This window comes from Desulfonatronum sp. SC1, assembly GCF_003046795.1.
GTDB lineage: Bacteria > Desulfobacterota > Desulfovibrionia > Desulfovibrionales > Desulfonatronaceae > Desulfonatronum.
This window is the reverse complement of the sequence record NZ_PZKN01000001.1, coordinates 206,573-225,862: the sequence shown is the minus strand read 5'-3', so window position 1 is coordinate 225,862 and position 19,290 is coordinate 206,573. Positions and strand designations below refer to the sequence as shown.

The 19,290-nt window shown below is 61.1% G+C and carries 18 protein-coding genes; 9 read left to right on the top strand and 9 right to left on the bottom strand.

What is annotated here, in order from left to right:
* Positions 1 to 25 precede the first annotated feature (25 nt).
* The 6 genes from C6366_RS01050 to C6366_RS01025 all read right to left on the bottom strand — a co-directional run bounded on the left by C6366_RS01050 (position 26) and on the right by C6366_RS01025 (position 5,343).
* The gene (locus C6366_RS01050) at positions 26 to 997 is read right to left on the bottom strand and encodes a UDP-glucuronic acid decarboxylase family protein (protein WP_107735487.1); all 972 of its coding nucleotides are present in this window, start codon (positions 995 to 997) and stop codon (positions 26 to 28) included.
* A gap of 51 nt (positions 998 to 1,048) precedes the next feature.
* The gene (locus tag C6366_RS01045) at positions 1,049 to 1,681 is read right to left on the bottom strand and encodes a TMEM165/GDT1 family protein (protein WP_107735486.1); all 633 of its coding nucleotides are present in this window, start codon (positions 1,679 to 1,681) and stop codon (positions 1,049 to 1,051) included.
* Positions 1,682 to 1,990: 309 nt separating this feature from the next.
* Entirely contained in the window at positions 1,991 to 2,623 is a 633-nt protein-coding gene (locus C6366_RS01040) for a peroxiredoxin (RefSeq protein WP_107735485.1), read from the bottom strand.
* A 264-nt stretch (positions 2,624 to 2,887) separates the two neighbouring features.
* Positions 2,888 to 4,198, bottom strand: a complete 1,311-nt coding sequence (locus C6366_RS01035) for a DUF362 domain-containing protein (RefSeq protein ID WP_107735484.1) — start codon at positions 4,196 to 4,198, stop codon at positions 2,888 to 2,890.
* A gap of 22 nt (positions 4,199 to 4,220) precedes the next feature.
* The gene (locus C6366_RS01030; protein WP_107735483.1) at positions 4,221 to 5,141 is read right to left on the bottom strand and encodes an ATP-binding protein; all 921 of its coding nucleotides are present in this window, start codon (positions 5,139 to 5,141) and stop codon (positions 4,221 to 4,223) included.
* A 4-nt stretch (positions 5,142 to 5,145) separates the two neighbouring features.
* Complete coding sequence (locus C6366_RS01025) at positions 5,146 to 5,343, bottom strand: hypothetical protein (protein ID WP_107735482.1); 198 nt, start codon at positions 5,341 to 5,343, stop codon at positions 5,146 to 5,148.
* A 379-nt stretch (positions 5,344 to 5,722) separates the two neighbouring features.
* Between C6366_RS01025 and C6366_RS01020 the strand changes: the two genes are divergently transcribed.
* The 5 genes from C6366_RS01020 (at position 5,723) to C6366_RS01000 (ending at position 11,694) form a co-directional block, all read left to right on the top strand.
* A complete protein-coding gene (locus C6366_RS01020; protein WP_107735481.1) occupies positions 5,723 to 6,133 on the top strand; it encodes a response regulator in 411 nt (136 codons plus the stop codon).
* A 425-nt stretch (positions 6,134 to 6,558) separates the two neighbouring features.
* A complete protein-coding gene (locus tag C6366_RS01015) occupies positions 6,559 to 8,301 on the top strand; it encodes a 30S ribosomal protein S1 (RefSeq protein WP_107735480.1) in 1,743 nt (580 codons plus the stop codon).
* A gap of 46 nt (positions 8,302 to 8,347) precedes the next feature.
* Positions 8,348 to 9,181 carry a signal peptide peptidase SppA gene (gene sppA / locus C6366_RS01010; protein WP_107735479.1) on the top strand — a complete coding sequence of 278 codons (834 nt, stop codon included), beginning with the start codon at positions 8,348 to 8,350 and terminating at the stop codon, positions 9,179 to 9,181.
* 42 nt (positions 9,182 to 9,223) lie between these two features.
* Positions 9,224 to 10,300, top strand: coding sequence for an aminofutalosine synthase MqnE (gene mqnE, locus C6366_RS01005; protein WP_233248349.1), 1,077 nt, complete (start codon positions 9,224 to 9,226; stop codon positions 10,298 to 10,300).
* Complete coding sequence (locus C6366_RS01000) at positions 10,297 to 11,694, top strand: aspartate kinase (RefSeq protein ID WP_107735477.1); 1,398 nt, start codon at positions 10,297 to 10,299, stop codon at positions 11,692 to 11,694. The genes mqnE and C6366_RS01000 overlap by 4 nt, the downstream gene beginning before the upstream one ends.
* 36 nt (positions 11,695 to 11,730) lie before the next feature.
* On the opposite strand, the gene C6366_RS00995 is transcribed toward C6366_RS01000, so the two are convergent.
* A complete protein-coding gene (locus tag C6366_RS00995) occupies positions 11,731 to 13,695 on the bottom strand; it encodes a transglycosylase SLT domain-containing protein (protein WP_107735476.1) in 1,965 nt (654 codons plus the stop codon).
* A 136-nt stretch (positions 13,696 to 13,831) separates the two neighbouring features.
* Here C6366_RS00995 and C6366_RS00990 point away from each other — a divergent pair, with 136 nt between their 5' ends.
* The gene (locus tag C6366_RS00990; RefSeq protein WP_107735475.1) at positions 13,832 to 14,482 is read left to right on the top strand and encodes a pyrimidine 5'-nucleotidase; all 651 of its coding nucleotides are present in this window, start codon (positions 13,832 to 13,834) and stop codon (positions 14,480 to 14,482) included.
* Between the two features lie 44 nt (positions 14,483 to 14,526).
* Here the strand turns inward: C6366_RS00990 and hypB are convergent, their stop codons facing one another.
* Positions 14,527 to 15,189: a hydrogenase nickel incorporation protein HypB gene (gene hypB, locus C6366_RS00985; protein ID WP_107735474.1), complete on the bottom strand. Its 663-nt coding sequence runs from the start codon at positions 15,187 to 15,189 to the stop codon at positions 14,527 to 14,529.
* Positions 15,190 to 15,193: 4 nt separating this feature from the next.
* Positions 15,194 to 15,550, bottom strand: a complete 357-nt coding sequence (gene hypA, locus C6366_RS00980; RefSeq protein ID WP_031387284.1) for a hydrogenase maturation nickel metallochaperone HypA — start codon at positions 15,548 to 15,550, stop codon at positions 15,194 to 15,196.
* A 271-nt stretch (positions 15,551 to 15,821) separates the two neighbouring features.
* Here hypA and C6366_RS00975 point away from each other — a divergent pair, with 271 nt between their 5' ends.
* From C6366_RS00975 to C6366_RS00965, 3 genes are all read left to right on the top strand, one after another.
* Positions 15,822 to 16,478, top strand: coding sequence for a CBS domain-containing protein (locus C6366_RS00975; RefSeq protein ID WP_107735473.1), 657 nt, complete (start codon positions 15,822 to 15,824; stop codon positions 16,476 to 16,478).
* A 2-nt stretch (positions 16,479 to 16,480) separates the two neighbouring features.
* Positions 16,481 to 17,263: an ABC transporter ATP-binding protein gene (locus C6366_RS00970; protein WP_107735472.1), complete on the top strand. Its 783-nt coding sequence runs from the start codon at positions 16,481 to 16,483 to the stop codon at positions 17,261 to 17,263.
* Between the two features lie 70 nt (positions 17,264 to 17,333).
* Complete coding sequence (locus tag C6366_RS00965; RefSeq protein ID WP_107735471.1) at positions 17,334 to 19,286, top strand: AMP-binding protein; 1,953 nt, start codon at positions 17,334 to 17,336, stop codon at positions 19,284 to 19,286.
* Positions 19,287 to 19,290: the final 4 nt, after the last annotated feature.

Below are 19,290 nucleotides of genomic sequence, written 5' to 3'. Positions count from 1 at the left end.
TCTCTCCTTGGCTCGCGGGGGCTGCTCAGCAGGCCTTGCAGGACGGCCCGAAGAGGTCGATCAGCTTTCGAAAATAAGCGATGGTCTTGTCCAGGCCGTCCTCCAGCTTGACCACGGGCGCCCACCCCAACTGCTCTTTAGCCAGCCGGATGTCCGGCCGCCGCCGTTCCGGATCGTCCATGGGCAGGGCCTTGTAGACGATCTCCGAGGAAGAACCGGTCATGGCCACCACTTTCTCGGCCAGTTCCTTGATCGTGAATTCTCCAGGATTGCCCAGATTGATCGGCCCGGTGACCTCATCCGGGGAATCCATCAGCCGCAGGAAGCCCTCGATCAGATCATCCACGTAGCAGAACGACCGGGTCTGGGAGCCGTCGCCGTAGATGGTGATGGGCTGGCCCAGCAGGGCCTGGACGATGAAATTGGAGACCACCCGGCCGTCGTTGGGATGCATTCGCGGCCCGTAAGTGTTGAAGATCCGGGCGACCTTGATCCGCAGCTTGTGCTGGCGGTGATAATCAAAAAACAGGGTTTCAGCACAACGCTTGCCCTCGTCGTAACAGGACCGGGGGCCGATGGGGTTGACGTTGCCCCAGTAGGTTTCAGGCTGCGGGTGCACGGTGGGATTGCCGTAGACCTCGGAAGTGGAGGCCTGCATGATCTTGGCCCGGGTCCGCTTGGCCAGCCCGAGCATGTTGATGGCTCCGTGCACGGACGTCTTGGTGGTCTGGACCGGGTCGTGCTGGTAATGGATCGGCGAGGCTGGGCAGGCCAGATTGAAAATTTCATCCACCTCCACGAACAGCGGAAAGGTCACGTCGTGACGCATGATTTCAAAGTTCTTGTTGTCCAGCAGATGCTCAATGTTCATCCGCGCCCCGGTGAAATAGTTGTCCAGACACAGCACCATGCAGCCGCGCTCCAACAACCGTTCACACAGCCAGGAACCCAGAAACCCGGCTCCGCCGGTGACCAAGACTCTTTTGTAAATATGCATGGATTCATCCTTTGCTTTGAAAAGTTCAAGTAAAACGCCCGCGCCAGCCCGCTAGGCCAGGACGCGCCAAGTTTGGACCGCGGCGAACAGGGCCAGGACGATGAAAAAAACGCCGCTGATCCGGTGCAGCACGGTGATGGGGATGCGCTGCAACACGGTGCACCCGGCCCAGATTCCCAGACCGGAGGTGACGATCAGGGCCGCCGTGGCCCCGATCCAGACGGCCAGGGGAATGCTGGTGCTGCTCAAACCGACCACGGCCAACTGCGTTTTGTCGCCGAACTCGGCCACGAAGATCAAGGCGAAGGTGGCCCAGAAAATGCCGTGACCGCTGGGAGGCGTCGCGCACTCCCGGTCCGGCTCCGCTTCGACCCGCATGGCCTGAACCCCGAAGATCAGGAACAACACCGCCACGACGCCGTAGACCATCGCCTCCGGAATCCAGTTGGCAATGGCCGCGCCAAAGACCACCGCCAGGGTGTTCAAAACGATGAAGGCCGAGACGCTGCCGACCATCACCGGCAAAGCCCGATGCCGCGCGGCCAGGACCATGCAGACCAGCTGGCTTTTGTCCCCGATCTCCGCCGCGAAAATCAGCAAAAAGCTGGCCCCCGAGGCCAGCAGAAAATCGATCCCCCCGGCGCCCAGCCCCATGGCGTCCAAAACCGCGAAAACGTGCTCCATAGCTTCCTTGATTCATGACGCGGAACACCGGTGGCATGCGTCCCATTCGAATCACCCCCATGCCCACCAAGCCGCTCCCCGTGTTTCGGCGTCATCTCTAGCAGGGTGCATGGATGAAGGGCAAGCGACAAATCCAGGGCGATGAGAAAGCAGTGGAACCGGAAAATCGACTAGTTCTCTGACGTCCAGGCAGCTCAACTGTGAACCCTGATCACGGAAATGTCCGGCGAGTGAGCGACGCAAAAAAACGGGACGACGTCTCGAGGACGCCGACCCGTAAAAAAAGGATTCCAGGGCAGGGATGCCCGTCTATTCATTCAAGGATTCGTACACCTTGCCCACCAGCTTTTCCGAAGGAGTCAAGGTCTTTTCACCCTTGGTCCATTTCGCGGGGCAGGCTTCCGCCGGATGGTCCAAGAGATAGACATTGGCCTCCATCTTCCGCAGCAGTTCGTCCGAGTTCCGGCCCACGTTGTAGAAATTGATCTCCGAGGAGACCAATATCCCTTCCGGATTGATGATGAACGTCCCGCGCAGATCCAGCCCGGTATGGCAGTCGTAGACGCCGAAATAGCGGGATACCGCGCCGTTGGGGTCCGCGGCCATGATGTACCTGACGTTTTCCAACAGCTTTTCGCTGTTCCTCCAGGCCAAGTGCGAAAACTTGGTATCCGTGGACACGGCGATCACCTCGCAGCCCATCTGCTCCAGGGTCGCGTACTTCTCGGCCAGATCGGCCAACTCCGTGGGGCAGACAAAGGTGAAGTCCGCCGGGTAGAAAAAGAGCACCACCCATTTTCCGGCCTTGTTCAGTTCCTTCAGGCTCACGGTGCCGAAAGATCCCTCTTTCGGGTCGTAGGTTTCCATGGTGAAATCACAAACCTTCTTTCCAATCTTCACATGCTCCACCGGCTCATGATGCGGTTTGACGTCACATCCCATGACTTGTCCTCCTTGTTTTTCGTTGATTGAGCTTCGCCCAGGAAGCGACAAGCAATTTATTAAAAGGAATGATTCGTATTGTCAATAAAAATCTAAATGCCGCCCTTGCCCAGATTTTAGATATCCACGTCCAGCGGACAAGCCCGTCAAGCGCTGGTTGACGATCCTGAAAACTAGAACGTGGTTTTCCGTGCCGTCCCGTTCCATGGAAACACCGCCTGAGCCGCGCCCATTCACCGAAGCTCAAGAAAACTATGGTCGCGTTCAGCCCTTGGCTTCGAGAAACGGAATCAGGTCGTCCCCGCTGAACTCCATGGCTCGCGGAGGGTGAAGGACTTCGAGTCTGGCAGCCGGGTCGTCGAGCAGGGCCGGGGAGACAAGCAGGCGTTCCAGGTGTTTGGTGTTTTGGATGCGGACCATGCGCAGCTTATCAGGTCCAATCGCTCCCAGGGTGTGGATGGTCGCTGCCAGGGCCAGACGGTCCGTGGCGAAATGCAGGGGCAGGGCGGCCTTTTCCGGGCTCAGTCCGGTCAGGGCGTTGACCACGGTCTTTTCGCGGTCCATGGCCCGGGCCACCCGATCCGTGGTTACGTCCGCGAATCCGATTCCCAGGGCGTTGCCCCCGGTGCCGGGGCTCAGAGACCGGACGAAAATGCGCTTGATACGCGGGGATGTCGTGAAGTCACCCAGGATGTCCCGGTTGCGACCGGTGACGTTGGTGTCCATGCCCGTGCCGCTGACGTCCTTGCCGATCTCGTCCACCACGAGCACGTCCAGATCGTCAAAGGGCAGCTTGGGCGCCAGGCGTTTGGCCAGGGCCAAAAGCAGCGGCTCTTGCTCCGGAATTTCGCTTGGCGGCAGCAGGCGCAGGGTGTGCAGGCGACCCAGGCCGTTTTCCACCAACCCGACCCCGCAAAGCAGATTGCCGCGCTCCAGGATAACCCGGGCCGCGGCATCAATCAGCGCGTACATCCCATGCGCCGGGGCCAGGCCGTGCAACAGCCGGGCCCCCTCGTCGTTGCCTAGGCCCACGGCCAGCATTTTCATCAGCCCGCTCTCCACCGGGGCCTTGAACTTGGTGTGGGCCTTGATCCGGTTCACGACCACCAGGTGATCCGTTTCGGCGGCCAGGGCGTCCACGAGCACGGGCATGCTTAGGTCGAATTCGCCCAGGTTAATCGTGCCCAGGCGGACCGTTCTCAGGCCGATGCGCAAAGGCGCGTCCATGGCCTGCTCCGTGATTCCCAGGTCGGCCAGGACTCGGGTCTGGCCCTCGGGCGTGGCTCCGCCGTGGCTGCCCATGGCCGAAACGATGAACGGCCGCGCTCCCAGGCCGTGAAACAGATCACACAGACTCCGGACTACCTGGGCCAGGCGGTCGATCCCCCGGCTGCCCACGGCAATGGCCACGCTCTGCCCGGGCCGTACCCGCCGTTCCAGGCTGATGCGCACGGCCTCCTCGGCCACGGCACGGGGGATGTCGCCCAGAGTCTCGCTGTCCAGGTTTTGCCGAACCAGGGCCATGTCCGGCAGGTGGATTCGGGCCAGGAGGGCGTGCAGGGCCGAAGAGTTCATGGCGGCGTTTCCGACCGACGGGTCACGAGCGGGGCGCTTCGGATTCGACCCGGACCATCTCCCTGATCCGGCACACTCCGCAGACCTCGGCGGAGGTGGGATAGCCGCAAACGGTGCAGGGCGAGAGCGGGTCCTCCCGGTGCTCGGCCCAGGCGGCGAAAACCGGGCGACCGTCGCGCAGGAAGTTCTCGTAAAACTGGACCTTGGCCCCATGCATGCGCCCTTCCAGGTCGGACCAAAGGCTCTTGTAGACCGGAAAGCTGGCCCTGCCGCTGTAAGGGCACCCGGCAATGACGTGGTCGATGCCGCGCAGGAAGCTAAAATTGGCGATTTCGAACTCGGTCAGCCGGTACATGGGCTTGACCTTGCGGGCAAAGCCGTCCGCGGCCGGCAGGACCGGCCCCTGGTCGCTGAGATAGGATGCGTCCCAGCGCATGGTGTTGGCGAACAGCCGGCTGACCTCGTCGTCCAGGTTGTGGCCCGTGGCCAGCACGGAGAAGCCGTTCTCCAGGGCGAACTTGTTGAAGTAGTGGCGTTTGAGCTTGCCGCAGACCGAGCAGATGGGGCGCTTGATCCGGGACTTGACCAGGGGAATGGCCAGCCCCTCCCGGCGCAGCTCGACGACCGTAAACGGCAGGCCCAGCTTGGCGAAAAAGCCTTCGCAGGCCGCCCGGGCGTCCGTGGAGGAGCCCGGAATGTCCAGATCCACGTGCAGCCCGTGCACGTCGTGGCCGAGTTCGTGAAGCAGCAGGGTCAGGGCCAGGGAGTCCTTGCCCCCGCTGACCGCCACCAGCACCCGGTCGCCTGGGGCGATCATCTTATGGCGATGGATGGCCCGCTCCACCTGGGAGCGGACGAAAACCGGATAGCAGTCGGGACAGAACGCGGTGTTGTGGCTGGGCAGGGCCACCGCGGCCAGAGCTTTGCATTTACGGCATTTCACGGGGTCATCCTCGGGAAGTGACGGTCCGGACGACGATTTCGTCGCCGATGTTCAGGCGGCGATCCGGCGTGAGCAGCTCGCCGTCGCGAATGACCAACGCGGAGTTGACGCCCAGTCCCAGTTCACGCAGCAGCTTGAGCGCCGTGCAGGCCTTGGGAAGCCGCAGCTCCCGGCCCTGAGGTTCCAATCGTACATGAATCATATTCTCACCTCGACAAAAAGTTCGTCTTTGTCTATCCATGAACCCAAGTAAACTCAACCGCGTCGCCGTGGCGACAAACCGGAAGATTCTTGGCCCTCAGCCCCAAATATCGAAATCAAAATAGTACTGTCCCCCGGACAAACATCCGCGGTTGAGTGTCGTGACCGTTCCGTGTATGGTTGAATAGATTTATGGTTGTTTCCGGACTGAATCGGACGCCTGTCTTCCCGTCCGGCACGGCGGCTCCGGTAGTCGAGTACGAAGGCCGTCGGGCGGGAGCACTATGGCTGATTGAGATTTCGCCGAACGTACCGCAACCCGTCGCATTTCATCGCTGAAGCCGTGAAAGCTGGATGCGTCCTATCCCTAGGAGGGCACTATGGCTAAAGGAAAAATTCTCGTCGTCGACGATGAGCACCACATCCGGTTGTTGTATCAGGAAGAACTCCAGATGGAGGACTACGACGTCGTCACCTCGGATGGCTCGGAGAACATTTTGGAGGTGCTGTCTCGGGAAAAACCGCAGGTGGTGGTCCTGGACATCAAGCTGGAAGGCAATCGCTCCGGGCTGGACCTGCTTCAGGAGATCCGCGGCCAGGATCAGTCCATTCCGGTCATTCTCTGCACGGCTTACGACAGCTTCCAACACGACCTGAAATCCATCGCTGCGGACTTCTACGTGGTCAAGTCCGTGGATCTGACCGAATTGAAGAGCAAGGTTGAACAGGCCTTGAAGAAGGCCGAAAAGCAGACTGGCGGTTCCAGTGAGAGCCAGCCGTCTTATTTTTGAGGTCAGTGCAAAAAGTCTGATATCTGATCAATCATCTCGTCAACTTCCGGTAGCATATTGATTTACTAACCACTAACCACTAGCCACTGACCACTGCCTAGTGCAAAAAGACATTTTGCACCAAGATCATTTTTGATCATCGAGAAGCATCGTTTTATGCGTAAAATTGAAGCCGGCCCTCTCGAGAGGGCCGGCTTTTTTGCGTTGTGGAATTGCCGTACACATGCTCGGACTTCAAAAGCCGATGTTTCATTCGATCGCCGAAATATGCACCTGCCTGCATCCGCGAATGACCCCCAACACGGGCACTAGCGGAATGCGGGCACCGGGACGACGAGGGAGACGACAGTTGTCAACGCCGGTTAGTTCTGCTAGGGCGTAGCAAAAAAATTTTTGTCGTTAGGACAAGGTTCAGGGGGAACACAATGACCAACACAACAGCAGAGACGCAGGATCAGTTCGACCAGGAGATGGAACTCAACTTCGAAGCAGAGCTGGAGCAGTATTTGAACGACGATTTCGGCGATGTCGAGGAAGGGTGCATCGTTCAAGGTGAAGTCGTCAAAATCGACGGGGATCACATTCTGGTGGACGTGAACTTCAAGTCTGAGGGTCAGATTCCGGCCGCGGAATTCAAGGATCAGGACGGCTGTCTCACAATCAAGATGGGCGACAAGATCGACGTCTACGTGATCAAGAAAAACGAGGGAGAAGGCTCGATTCTCCTGTCCAGGGAAAAAGCCAAACGCATGCAGCTGTTCGACAAGCTGGAGGGCGTCCTGGATTCCAACGAAGTCATCACGGGGACGATCACCAAACGCATCAAGGGCGGCTATCATGTGGACGTGGACGGCGTGGAGGCCTTTTTGCCCGGCTCCCACGTGGATCTGCGACCGGTACCGGACATGGACGCCCTGGTCGGGCAGGACTTTGAGTTCCGGGTCCTGAAGGTCAATCGCCGCCGCAGCAACGTCATCGTGTCTCGCCGCGTCCTGCTTGAGGAAGAACGCGACAGTATGCGTCAAACCCTGCTTCAGAACATCGAGGAAGGGCAGACGATCGAGGGTAAGGTCAAAAACATCACCGACTACGGCGTGTTCGTCGATCTCGGCGGACTGGACGGTCTGCTGCACATCACGGACATGGCCTGGAAGCGCATCCGCCATCCCAAAGAAATGGTCCAAATCGGCGACGACCTGGAATTGATGGTGCTCAATTTCGACAAGGAAAACCAGAAGGTTTCCCTGGGCCTGAAGCAACTGGTCCCGGATCCGTGGACCAACATTGCCGCCAAGTTTCCCGAAGACACCCGCCTGACCGGCAAAGTCACCAACTTGGTGGACTACGGGGCTTTCGTGGAGTTGGAGCCCGGCGTGGAAGGCTTGGTGCATATCTCTGAAATGTCCTGGACCCGCAAGCTGCGCCATCCCTCTCAGATGGTCCGGGTCGGCGACGCCGTGGACGTGATTGTCCTGGGTGTGGACCAGGAGAAGAAGCGCATTTCCCTGGGCATGAAGCAGGTCGCCCCCAATCCGTGGGACGTGGTCGGCGAGAAGTATCCGGACGGCACCGTGCTCGAGGGGACCATCAAGAACATCACCGAATTCGGCATGTTCGTAGGCATCGAGGATGGCATCGACGGCCTGATTCACGTGTCCGACATTTCCTGGACCAAAAAGGTCCGTCACCCCAGCGAAATGTACAAGGTCGGCGACGTGGTCCAGGCCAAGGTCCTCACCGTGGACAAGGGCAGCGAGAAGTTCACCCTGGGCGTCAAGCAGCTCACGGAAGATCCGTGGTCTCTGGTACCCCAGCACTATCCCGTGGGCTCCACCGTCTCCGGCACCGTGACCAACATCACGGACTTCGGCCTGTTCATTGAGGTCGAGGAAGGAATTGAAGGCTTGGTCCACGTTTCCGAGGTCAGCCGAAAGAAGGTCAAAAAGCCCAGTGAGCTGTTCCAGGAAGGTCAGGTCATTCAGGCCAGGGTCATCCACGTCAGCGCGGATGAACGCCGACTGGGCTTGTCCATCAAGGCCCTGGAAGAGGACGAGTTGAAGAAAGGCCGGGAATTCCACGGCAATGTCGGAGCCTCCACCCAGGCCGCCAGTACCAACCTGGGCGACCTGATCCGGCAAAATATCGAGGAAGGAACATCTGAAGACTAAAACCAGCTTCAGTCAACGTCATCCATTCCTTTTTGGATTACTGTTGATGTTCACGGCCGTGGCCCTGGTTTCCGGGGCCATGGCCGTTTGGCGTTCTTACGCCGAAAAGCACCCCGGGGCATTTCTGGCCTTTTCCAGCCCCAAGGTCGGCGTAGTCCATGTCGAAGGGATGATTCTCGACCCCACGGACACCTTGAACTGGATTCGTCGGCTACGCGAGGATCCCACCGTCCTTGGCGTTCTGGTCCGGGTCAACTCGCCCGGCGGGGTGGTCGGGCCGTCCCAGGAGCTGCACCGCGGCTTGCAACGCTTGGCCGAGCGCAAGCCGGTGGTCGTCTCCATGGGAGCCGTGGCCGCTTCCGGCGGCTACTACGTGGCAGTGGCCGGAGACCAGATCGTGGCCAACCCGGGGACCCTCACCGGAAGCATCGGCGTGAAAATGGAGCTGACCAACCTCCAGGGCCTGATGGAAAAGTTGGGCATCCGCCGAGACTCCGTGTCCAGCGGCGTGTTCAAGACCACCGGATCGCCCTTTGAGGAACTGACTCCCGAGGAACGGGCCTATCTCCAGGCCGTGATCATGGACATGCACGGTCAGTTCACCCGGGATATCGCCCAGGGCCGGGACATGCCCCTGGAAGAAGTGGAGAAAATCGCGGATGGCCGGATTATGACCGGCTTGCAAGCCCTGGAACTCGGGCTGATCGACGCCATCGGCGGACAGGAAGAGGCATTGGACCTGCTGCGGTCCATCGCCGAGATCGACGAGCGCGTCGACCTCATCGAAGACCCGAAGCGGGATCAGTCGCTGTGGAAGAAAATCCTCGGCTCCGTGGAAGAAGAGCTTCGCGTTCAAGGCCCTTTGTGGGTCTTCCGATGAATGGCCTCGTACTTATCCGCGACGCCGCAAGGGGAATCCCACGTGCTTGACCACATCGTTAAAAAAGCCTCCGACAATGCCCGGCTCAACCGGGACGAGGCCCTGACCTTGGCCCGGGAGGCCGACATCCACATCCTAGGCCGCCTTGCTCTGGCCCGGCGCTTTGAGCTGCACGGCCAAAACGCCTATTTCGTCTACAACCAGCACCTCAACTACACGAACATCTGCCAGAACGCCTGCCGGTTCTGCGCCTTCAGCCGCCGTGCCGGGGACGAGGACGCCTACACCCTAACCGTGGACGAGGCCGCTGAACGAGTCCGGTCCAGGGGCGAAGAGCCGGTTCGTGAAATCCACATCGTCGGCGGCCTGAACCCGGAGCTGCCGTACCAGTATTACCTGGATTTGGTCAGCGCGGTGAAACAGGCCCGCCCCAATGCCGCGGTCAAGGCCTTCACCGCGGTGGAGGTGGCCTTTCTGGCCCAGCGCGGCGGCATATCCCCGCGCCAGGTGCTCCGGGATCTCCAGGCCGCTGGCCTGGACGCCCTGCCTGGAGGCGGCGCGGAGGTTTTTTCCCCGGCCCTGCGCGCCCAGCTCTGTCCGGAAAAGGTTTCCGGCGAACAGTGGCTGGAAATCCACCAACTGGCACACGAGCTGGGCATCCGCTCCAACGCCACCATGCTTTTCGGCCACATCGAGACCTGGCCCGACCGCCTGGATCACCTTCTGGCCCTGCGGGATCTGCAAGACCGCACCGGCGGATTCATGTGTTTCATTCCCTTGCCCTACCAGCCCCGGCACAACGACCTCCGAGCCAAGGGCCCGGACGGCCTGGACATCCTGCGAATGCTGGCCGTGTCCCGCATCGTCCTGGACAATGTCCGGCACCTCAAGGCCTACTGGGTGATGACCGGAATCAAGGCGGCCCAGATGGGTCTGTGGTACGGGGCGGACGATCTGGACGGGACCATCGTCGAGGAGCGCATCGGCCACGCCGCCGGAGCCCAGACCCCCAAGGGCATAACCCGTGACCAGATCATGGAAATCATCTCCCAGACCGGCTTTATCCCGGTGGAGCGTACCAGCCGCTTCGAACCGACGTCCTCGGACCCGTCCTCATGAAAGTCATCAAAATCGGCGGCGGATGCCTGAACGGCAAGGAAACCATCGCCGCCATCCTGGACTTGCTGGTCACCCGGGGCCAGGGCAACATTATCGTAGTTTCAGCCCTGGGCGGGGTGACGGACCTGCTTTTGGAGGCCATGCCCCAGGCCGTGGCCGAGGAGGAAGCCGTGGGCCGGGTCATGGACCGGCTGAAGCACAAGCACATGCTGGTAGCCCGGCACCTGATCCGCGACGACAAGGACGTCCGCGTCTACGCCCGCGAACTGGGCAAGACACTGGCCCGACTGGAACGGCTGTTCTACGGCCTGCACTACACCAAAGACGTCACTCCGCGGATGATCGATGCCATCAGCGGGTTCGGCGAGAAAATCTGCGCCCAACTCCTGGCCGCGATCCTCAATGCCCGGGGCAGCAAGGCGTCCTGTCGGCTGCCGGAAGAGATCGGCGTGATCACGGACGGCAAGTTCGGAGACGCCACGGCCCTTCTGGCTCCGTCGGAAAACAATTTCCAGGAGAGGCTCGCCTGCCTTCTCAACGGCGGACAGATCACCATTATTCCCGGCTTTTACGGCATCAACGCGGACGGAGAGACCACGACCTTCGGACGCGGGGGCAGCGACTACTCAGCGGCCGTGTTCGCGGCCATATCCGGGGCCGAGGTGCTGGAAATCTGGAAGGACGTGGACGGGTTCCTCAGCGCGGACCCGAAATTCGTGCCCCAGGCCAAGTTGATCCCGGAGCTGTCCTACGACGAAGCCGCGGAACTGGCCTACTTCGGAGCGAAGATCCTGCACCCTCGGACCGTGGAGCCGTTGCGTAAAAAAGGCCTGTCCATCGTCATCACCAACACGCTCCGACCGGACAAGGTCGGCAGCCGGATCACGGCCAGGGGGAAGGCCGCTCCCGGCGTGATCAAAAGTGTAGCCTACACTACGGACATCGCCATTCTCAAGGTGCATGCCTCGGGAGTGGGCAAGCGACGGGGCATTCTGGGCGAGGTGGCCGCTTCCGTGGCCGCTCGTGGGGTGAACATCAAGTCCGTGGTCACCTCCCAAACCTGCATCAGCCTGCTGCTGTCCCGCCGAGACCTGGAACCGGCCGCCCAGGCTCTGGCCAACCTGCATCCCCGCCCCTACCGCAAGCTGGAAAAAAGTACGAACAAGGCCTTGATCGCCGTGGTGGGCAAGGGGCTGTCCACCAAACCCGGTATCGCCGCGGCCTGCTTCAGCGCCGCGGCCCAGTGCCAGGTGAACATCGAAATGATCGCCTTCGGCCCTTCCCCGGCCGCCCTCTACTTCATCGTCCGCGAAACCGACCTGCACAAGGCCGTCACGGCCATCCACACCGCTTTTTTCGCCAACCCCGCCTGCGCGTTACCCCGCTCGACCTGACCCCACATCTCACTCGCTCGAACAGACTGACCTTGATCAATATCCGCTTTCCGCTACACGGGTTACCCCATCAGGTGGCTGAACCGGGGGGAGGCGGTGGCTGACCCGGGTCAGCGGTTGGCCGAGACGGTGTTCGTAGATGGCGGTGTAGGACAGGACGCGTTCCACGTAGTTGCGGGTTTCGTTGAAGGGGATGGTCTCCACCCAGATGTCCGCGGGGAGTTCGCCATTGCGGGGCAGCCAGCCTTTGACCCGGTGTTGGCCGGCGTTGTAGGCGGCGGTGGCCAGGGCGTAGTGGTCCTGGAGATCGTCCAACTGACGGCGTAAATAGGTGGTTCCGTAACGGATGTTCCGCTCGGGCTGAAGCAGCAGCTGGGAGTTGGCGAGCCGCTCTCCGTGCCACCCGGCGATGCGCTGACCGGTCTGGGGCATGATCTGCATCAGCCCCAGAGCACCGGCGGACGACCCCACGTCTTCCATGAACAGGCTCTCCTGACGCATCACACCGTAGACCCAGGCCGGGTTGAGATTTTTCGCCGTACTCTGGACCGTTATCTGGGACGAATAGGGCAAGGGGAAGCGGATTTCCAAATCCGTATGGTGCCGAGCGGCCACTGTGGCCGTGATGGCCCGGTCATGCCACCCCAACTCTCTGGCCCAGATGGCCGCGGCCAACTTAACGCCTTCATCCAGCCGGGGCAGCGCCCGCTGCCATTCGCTGCGCCCCGGGCCGTAGCGCTTCAGGGCGAAAAACTCCACGGCCCGACGTAAACCGGGGTCTTGCTTGGCCACGCTCAGCATCTCGGCGTTCACGACCACGGGCTGGTGTTCCACCTCGTAGGGCCGTCCGAGACGGTCCGCGGCCAGCATGCCGAAATAGTGCGTTTCACTGGCCAAATCCTGGTACAGGGCCAGGGCGTGTTCAGTCCATCCGGTCTGCTCCAGTGCCCGCGCTCGCCAATAGCGCCAGCGCGGTTCTTGTTGTTGACTTTGGGTCAATCCGTCCACCTTGGTCAGGACGGCCGCCCAATCCTGTTGGCGCAAGGCCGCCCGCACGCCCCATTCCCGCAGCCGATCACTTCTCAGGTCCACGGGCAGAGCCCCGATCCGCTCCACGGCCCCGTCCTCGAAACGCAGGCTCATGAACAGGGCGATATCCACCTCAATGTCGGCGAACCGTTCACGCTCCAGGCCGTAGCGCAAGCGAAGCCGGTCCCAGTCCCGAGCGGTTCGAGAGGCGTCCACACGGGTCAGTTTGCGCATGCCGTGGGCCAGCACCGGCGGGACGAAATCACTCCGGACGCCGCTCCAATCCCGCTCCAAAACCAGACCGGGGCTCTCGTCCACCTTGCACCAGTACTCCACCCAGGGGCGCTCTTCCGGTGGGAGAAACCGGGTCAAATACCGGGCCAACCCTGTCTGGCCGGCGTTCATGGCCAACCCGACCCGCTCCACCACCAACCCCTTGGTCAAGAGGCCCTTCCCCATCCAGGCCGCGAAAAGCGGATCGCAACTCTTGGGGCGGGATGAACCGGACAGCCACATCTCCCCGGCATGGTTCATGGCCGCCCCGGTCATTCCGGCACCCAGCAGGGCTTGACCATACAGGCATTGCAGATCCTCATTGGTCTGGGGAGTATAATCCTGAAGAAAATCCCCCCACCGGGCCTGTTTGGCCAGCTCACGCAGCCATTTCCGACGCAGGGAATCCGATGCCGGGATGTCGCCATAGGCCTTCAAAAAGGCCCGGACCTCCGCTGTCGATCCGGATCCGAGCCTTCTCTCCAGGTCCATGGCGGTCAGATAGGGCGTCAGCGGGTAGCCGTCGAGGCGGGGCAAGAGATTCAGGTAGGCTTGGCGCTGCCCTTTGCGCAATGCTTCTTCGGCCTGGAGAAACAACCTCCGTTGTTCATCCACGGATGCGGCTTGGGCGGGACCAAGCCAGATAAACAGAGCGGCCACGGCAAACAAGACGTGGAGCGTCAATCGCGGCATGCGCATGAGTGGATCTCCTGAGCGGGTTGAGGTTCGCCTGATCAATGGCTATGCATAGTGTCAATTCCGCTCAAGACTGACAAGCCCCATTTCCTTCGGCAACCAACCAAAACTTTCATCAGGACTCACCTCAGGACTCATAATGGACGCGTTCATCTTTGATTTGGACAATACCCTCTACCCGGCGTCAACCTCGTTGTTTCCGTTGATCGACGCTCGGATCAACCAATACATGCATGAACGGGCCGGCATTCCCGAAGACCGGGTGGACGAGTTGCGCCGCCGATACTGGAAAGACTACGGGCTGACCATGGTCGGCCTGGCCAGGCATCATGGCGTGGATCCGGAAGACTATCTGGACTATGTCCATGACGTGGACGTGGCCTCGGTCCTGCAGCCCCAGCCTGAACTGGCCCAGGCCCTGTCCGCCCTGCCCGGGGTTAAGGTTGTTCTGACCAACGGCTCCCTGAACCATGCCCTACGAGTGCTGGAGGTTCTGGGACTGCGGGACGTGTTTACGGAAATTTTCGACGTTCGGCTGGCGGCCTACCGACCCAAACCCTACCCGGAACCGTACCGAGAAACCCTGCACCGGCTCGGTGTGCCGGGGTCGAGGTGCGTGATGGTGGAGGACATGGCCCTGAATCTGAAGACGGCCAAAGAATTTGGCATGGCCACGGTGCTGATCGGTCCGGGCAACGGCGAAGAATACGTGGACGTGCGCATCGACGAAGTAGGATTGTTTCCGGACGTCTACGCACGCCTTGAGTGGAAAAAGAAAAGGGCGGGCTGATAGCCCGCCGAAAATGTCATCGACTGGTTGCCGTTGGCAGGATGCTATCGGCGTTCCGCCAGAGCCGCTTCCTTGAGCCAGACATACCAAGGCTCCAGCCCCTCTCCGGTGCGGCAGGAAACCGGGAAGACGACGATCTCCGGATTCAGGGCGCGGGCGAAGCGGGTGGCCCGGTCCAGGTCGAAATCCACATAGGGCAGCAGGTCGATCTTGTTCAGCAACAGCACCTTGGACTGGGCGAACATCATTGGATATTTCTCCGGCTTGTCGTCGCCCTCGGTCACGCTGAGCAGGGTCACCTTGGCCCTTTCACCCAGGTCGAACTCCGCCGGGCAGACCAGATTGCCCACGTTCTCGATAAACAGCACGTCCAGGGCGGCCAAGTCCATCTGCTTCAGAGCCTCCAGGATCATGGAGCTGTCCAGGTGGCAGCCTCCCTCGGTGTTGATCTGCACGGCTTGGGCCCCGGTGGCGGCCACGCGCCGGGCGTCGTTGTCCGTCTGTAGGTCGCCCTCGATCACGGCCATACGCAGTTCGTCGCGTAGATCGTTCAGGGTGCGCTCCAGCAACGAGGTCTTTCCGGCTCCCGGCGAACTCATCAGGTTCAGGGCCAGAAGATTGTTTTCCGCATAGACGTTGCGGAGCTGATCAGCCAAGCGGTTGTTGGCATCCAGGATATTCCGGATCACGGGGATGGCTTTGGACATGATATCAAGTGTCTCCTTCGATATGGGCGATGTTCAGTTCCTTGCCGGTGAGCACGGCATGCGCGAACTCCTCGCCGCAGGACGGGCAGGGGGCGAAGTGCAGACTCCGCACCTCAGGCGAAAACGTCGTTTCGCACTTGGAGCATCGCAAAGACAGCGGCACCTTTTCATACTCCAGCACCGCCCCTTCCAGTGCCGTGCCTCGGGTCATGGCCTCAAAGGCCAGGTCCAGAGCCTCCGGAACCATGGTGGACAACGCTCCGTGCTGGATGGTTATCCGCTGCACGGTGCGCAGACCGTGATTGGCCATCTCGGTTTCCACGATCCGGATCAAGGCGTCGGCAATTGACATCTCGTGCATGGGGAACCCCTTACTGGAAACCTCCGGCATCGTCCAGGGAGGAAAAGACCGCCCGTTACTGCCTAAATTCCTTGCCCCCGCAACCTCCGCTGGACTCCAACGGCTTGAGCGGCTATCAGTGCCGACACCGGCACGCCGAATACTCCGTTCATGCCTTCATATCGCCGTTGACGGAGTAAGTGTTGGACAAAAACCTCCGTCGCCTGTTCCATTCCGTTGAGTTCGAAAAATCACAACCCATGTTTTCCGCAAGCCCAAGGAGAATCCCGCCATGTATGTCGGACTGAAAATGCTCACGGACATGCCCACCATCACCCCCAAAACCCTGGTGATGGAAGCGGACAAAATCATGGAGAAAAACCGCCTCTGGATGCTCATGGCGGCGGATGAGAAAGGCCGGTTCATCGGCGCCGTGCGCAAGGAAGACGTTCGCTCGGCCCTGCCCTCGCCGGTGACCACGCTCAGCCGTCACGAACTGAACTACCTGATGTCCAAGCTGACCGTGGAAAAGTTGATTCTCAAGAATATTCCCTCCGTGCCGCCCCAGATGGAAATCGAGGAGGCGGCCAAGATCATGTTCGACAAGGACCTGGCCGGGCTGCCCGTGGTGGACACCAAGAACGTTCTGCTGGGGTACATCAACCGCAACGTGATGCTCGACGTTCTGGTGGAGGAAATGGGGCTGGCCCAGGGCGGGTCGCGGATCGTCTTCGAAGTGGAGGAGCGCACCGGGGTCATCGCCGAAGTCTCGAACATCATCGCGGCCATGAACGTGAGTATCATCTCCACGGCCACGTTTTATCACAACAATAAGCGGATGGTGGTCATCCGGGTCCAGATGGACGATCCGGGACCGGTTCTCAAGGCCCTATTGGAACGCGGTTACCATGTCGTCGGTCCCTGCGATTTCGCCAAGGAGTGGTGCTAGCAATGGCCATGCTGGAAGTCCGCGACGTCACCCTGACTTTTCGCGGCCTGGCCGCCCTGCTGAATGTCGGCTTCAGCGTGGAGCAGGGCCAGATAGCCTCGCTCATCGGCCCCAACGGCGCTGGCAAGACGAGCATGCTCAACTGCATCAGCGGGCGGTACCATCCAAACGAGGGCAGAATCGCTCTGAATGGACGCGACCTGCTCCCCATGGCGGCCCATGACCGGGTCATGGCCGGACTGTCGCGCACCTTCCAGAACATCGCCCTATTCAAGGGCTTGAGCGTACTGGACAACCTGATGGTCGGCCGCCATATTCGCCTGAATTACGGCCTGCTCTCGTCCCTGTTCTACTGGGGCAAGGCCCGGCGCAGCGAGGACCTGCACCGCAAGCGCATTGAGGAAATCATCGACTTTCTCGGCCTGTCCCCCTACCGCCATCAGGTGGCGGGCAAACTGCCCTACGGGGTGCAAAAACGGGTTGAACTGGGCCGGGCATTGGCCGGAGAACCGGAACTGCTGCTCCTGGACGAGCCCATGGCCGGGATGAACCTGGAAGAAACCGAGGACATGGCCCGCTACATCCTGGACATCAACGAGGAGTGGGGCATCACCGTACTCCTGGTGGAACACGACATGGGCGTGGTCATGGATATCTCCGACCAAGTGGTTGTCCTGGACTTCGGCCAAGTCCTGGCCGCCGGCACCCCGGCCCAAGTCCAGGCCGACCCGAACGTCGTCGCCGCCTACCTGGGCAGCGACAATGCGTCGTTTGTCGGACGATGAAAACCTTTCCCCGCCCAGGGAACCGACCGCGCCACCTAGAAAACCCGAACACGACTTGACGACACCACAGATGAATACGGATACGCCTGAAAAAAAGAGCGGCCCGCCCGTTTCCACGACGACGATTCAGCGCGACGCACGCGCCTATGAAACCACATTGCCCCGGTTGCTGCTGGACAACGCCGCGCGGTTCGGGGCCAAGACGGCTATGCGGGAAAAGGAATGGGGCGTTTGGCAGCCGTATTCCTGGGCCGATTATTTGCGCAAGACCTCGGAATTCGCCGCGGGGATGAAGAAGCTCGGCCTGGGCAAGGGCGACGTGCTGGTGCTCATCGGCGACAACCGTCCGGAATGGCTCTGGGCCGAGCTGGCCATCCAGTCCCTGGGCGGCATGGCCCTGGGTCTGTATCAGGACGCGCCGGTGGACGAAATCGAGTACATCTTTTCGCTCACCAAGTGCCGGATGGTCGTGGCCGAGGACCAGGAGCAGGTGGACAAGATGCTGGATCTGAAACAGCGCGTGCCCCATCTGCGGTACGTGGTCTATCACGACTCCAAGGGCCTGTCCGGCTCCAAGGAGGACGGGCTGCACCCCTTTGAGCGGATCTGCGAGCAGGGCCGGCCCGAGGCGGACCAGTTCGCCCAGTGGGTGGACCGGCTTCATCCCGACGACACCTGCCTGATCGCCACCACCTCCGGAACCACGGGGCGGCCCAAGCTGGCCATGCTCTCCCACCGCAACCTGCTGTCCATGGCCACCAACCTGGGCCGAGTGGATCCCAAACACGACACCGACGAGTTCGTCTCCTTCCTGCCCCTGGCCTGGATGGGCGAACAGATGATGGCCGTGGCCTCGGCCCTGCTGTTCGGCTTTTGCGTCAACTTTCCGGAGGAACCGGACACGGTGCAGGAGAACATCCGGGAGATCGGGCCGCACCTGATCTTCTCCCCGCCCCGGGTCTGGGAGAACCTGGCTGCCCGGGTGCGGGTCAAAATCATGGAGACCAGCCCGCTGAAGCGCTTCCTGTACAACCTCTTCCTGCCCATGGGGACGCGCTACGCCGAGTGCCTGCTGGCCGGAACCAAACCCGGCCCGGCCTTGCGTCTGGGCAAGGTTCTGGCCGATGCCGGTCTGTTCCGGGCCCTGCGGGACCGGCTGGGCTTTTCCCGAATCCGCTCCGCCACCACCGGCGGCGCGGCCCTGGGGCCGGACACCTTTCGCTTTTTTCACGCCCTGGGCGTGAATCTGAAGCAGATCTACGGCCAGACGGAAATCGCCGGGATCTCCTGCATCCACGCGGACGGCCGGGTGGACTTCGACTCCGTGGGCGAGCCCATCCCGGAAACCGAAATCATCATCTCCGAGGAAGGCGAAATTCTTTCCCGTTCCCCGGCCGTGTTCCAGGGCTACTACGCCAACCCCGAGGCCACGGCCGAGACCATCCAGGACGGCTGGCTGCGCTCCGGGGACGCCGGATTCTTCAAGGACAACGGGCAGCTCGTGGTCATCGACCGGCTCAAGGACGTCATGCACCTGGCCGACGGGACCCAGTTTTCCCCGCAGTTCATGGAGAACAAGCTCAAATTCTCGCCCTACGTCCGGGAAGCCGTGATCCTGGGCAAGGCTCGGCCCCACTTGGCAGCGATCATCAGCATCGACCCGGAAATCGCGGGCCGCTGGGCCGAAAGCCGGTTGCTCACCTACACCACGTATCAGGATCTGGCCGCCAAGAACGAGATCTACGACCTGATCCGGACCGAAATCGCCGAAATCAACGCCGGTCTGCCGGAAACCACCCGGATCAGGCGCTTTGCCCTGCTGTTCAAGGAACTGGACGCGGACGACGGCGAACTGACCCGGACCCGCAAGCTGCGCCGCAAGGTGGTGGAAGAGCGCTACCTACCTCTCATAGAATCGCTCTACGGCCCGGACGTCTGCATGAACCTGACCGCCTCCATCCAATACCAGGACGGACGGATTCGGGAAATGTGCGGGAGTATTCAGATTGCCACGGTGGACTGACCGC

What these genes read in the sequence shown, in the direction of transcription:
- C6366_RS01050 (WP_107735487.1), bottom strand. Translation starts at nt 997, where the DNA reads ATGCATATTTACAAAAGAGTCTTGGTCACCGGCGGAGCCGGGTTTCTG.
- C6366_RS01045 (WP_107735486.1), bottom strand. Translation starts at nt 1,681, where the DNA reads ATGGAGCACGTTTTCGCGGTTTTGGACGCCATGGGGCTGGGCGCCGGG.
- C6366_RS01040 (WP_107735485.1), bottom strand. Translation starts at nt 2,623, where the DNA reads ATGGGATGTGACGTCAAACCGCATCATGAGCCGGTGGAGCATGTGAAG.
- C6366_RS01035 (WP_107735484.1), bottom strand. Translation starts at nt 4,198, where the DNA reads ATGAACTCTTCGGCCCTGCACGCCCTCCTGGCCCGAATCCACCTGCCG.
- C6366_RS01025 (WP_107735482.1), bottom strand. Translation starts at nt 5,343, where the DNA reads ATGATTCATGTACGATTGGAACCTCAGGGCCGGGAGCTGCGGCTTCCC.
- C6366_RS01020 (WP_107735481.1), top strand. Translation starts at nt 5,723, where the DNA reads ATGGCTAAAGGAAAAATTCTCGTCGTCGACGATGAGCACCACATCCGG.
- C6366_RS01015 (WP_107735480.1), top strand. Translation starts at nt 6,559, where the DNA reads ATGACCAACACAACAGCAGAGACGCAGGATCAGTTCGACCAGGAGATG.
- sppA (WP_107735479.1), top strand. Translation starts at nt 8,348, where the DNA reads ATGTTCACGGCCGTGGCCCTGGTTTCCGGGGCCATGGCCGTTTGGCGT.
- C6366_RS01000 (WP_107735477.1), top strand. Translation starts at nt 10,297, where the DNA reads ATGAAAGTCATCAAAATCGGCGGCGGATGCCTGAACGGCAAGGAAACC.
- C6366_RS00995 (WP_107735476.1), bottom strand. Translation starts at nt 13,695, where the DNA reads ATGCGCATGCCGCGATTGACGCTCCACGTCTTGTTTGCCGTGGCCGCT.
- C6366_RS00990 (WP_107735475.1), top strand. Translation starts at nt 13,832, where the DNA reads ATGGACGCGTTCATCTTTGATTTGGACAATACCCTCTACCCGGCGTCA.
- hypB (WP_107735474.1), bottom strand. Translation starts at nt 15,189, where the DNA reads ATGTCCAAAGCCATCCCCGTGATCCGGAATATCCTGGATGCCAACAAC.
- hypA (WP_031387284.1), bottom strand. Translation starts at nt 15,550, where the DNA reads ATGCACGAGATGTCAATTGCCGACGCCTTGATCCGGATCGTGGAAACC.
- C6366_RS00975 (WP_107735473.1), top strand. Translation starts at nt 15,822, where the DNA reads ATGTATGTCGGACTGAAAATGCTCACGGACATGCCCACCATCACCCCC.
- C6366_RS00970 (WP_107735472.1), top strand. Translation starts at nt 16,481, where the DNA reads ATGGCCATGCTGGAAGTCCGCGACGTCACCCTGACTTTTCGCGGCCTG.
- C6366_RS00965 (WP_107735471.1), top strand. Translation starts at nt 17,334, where the DNA reads ATGAATACGGATACGCCTGAAAAAAAGAGCGGCCCGCCCGTTTCCACG.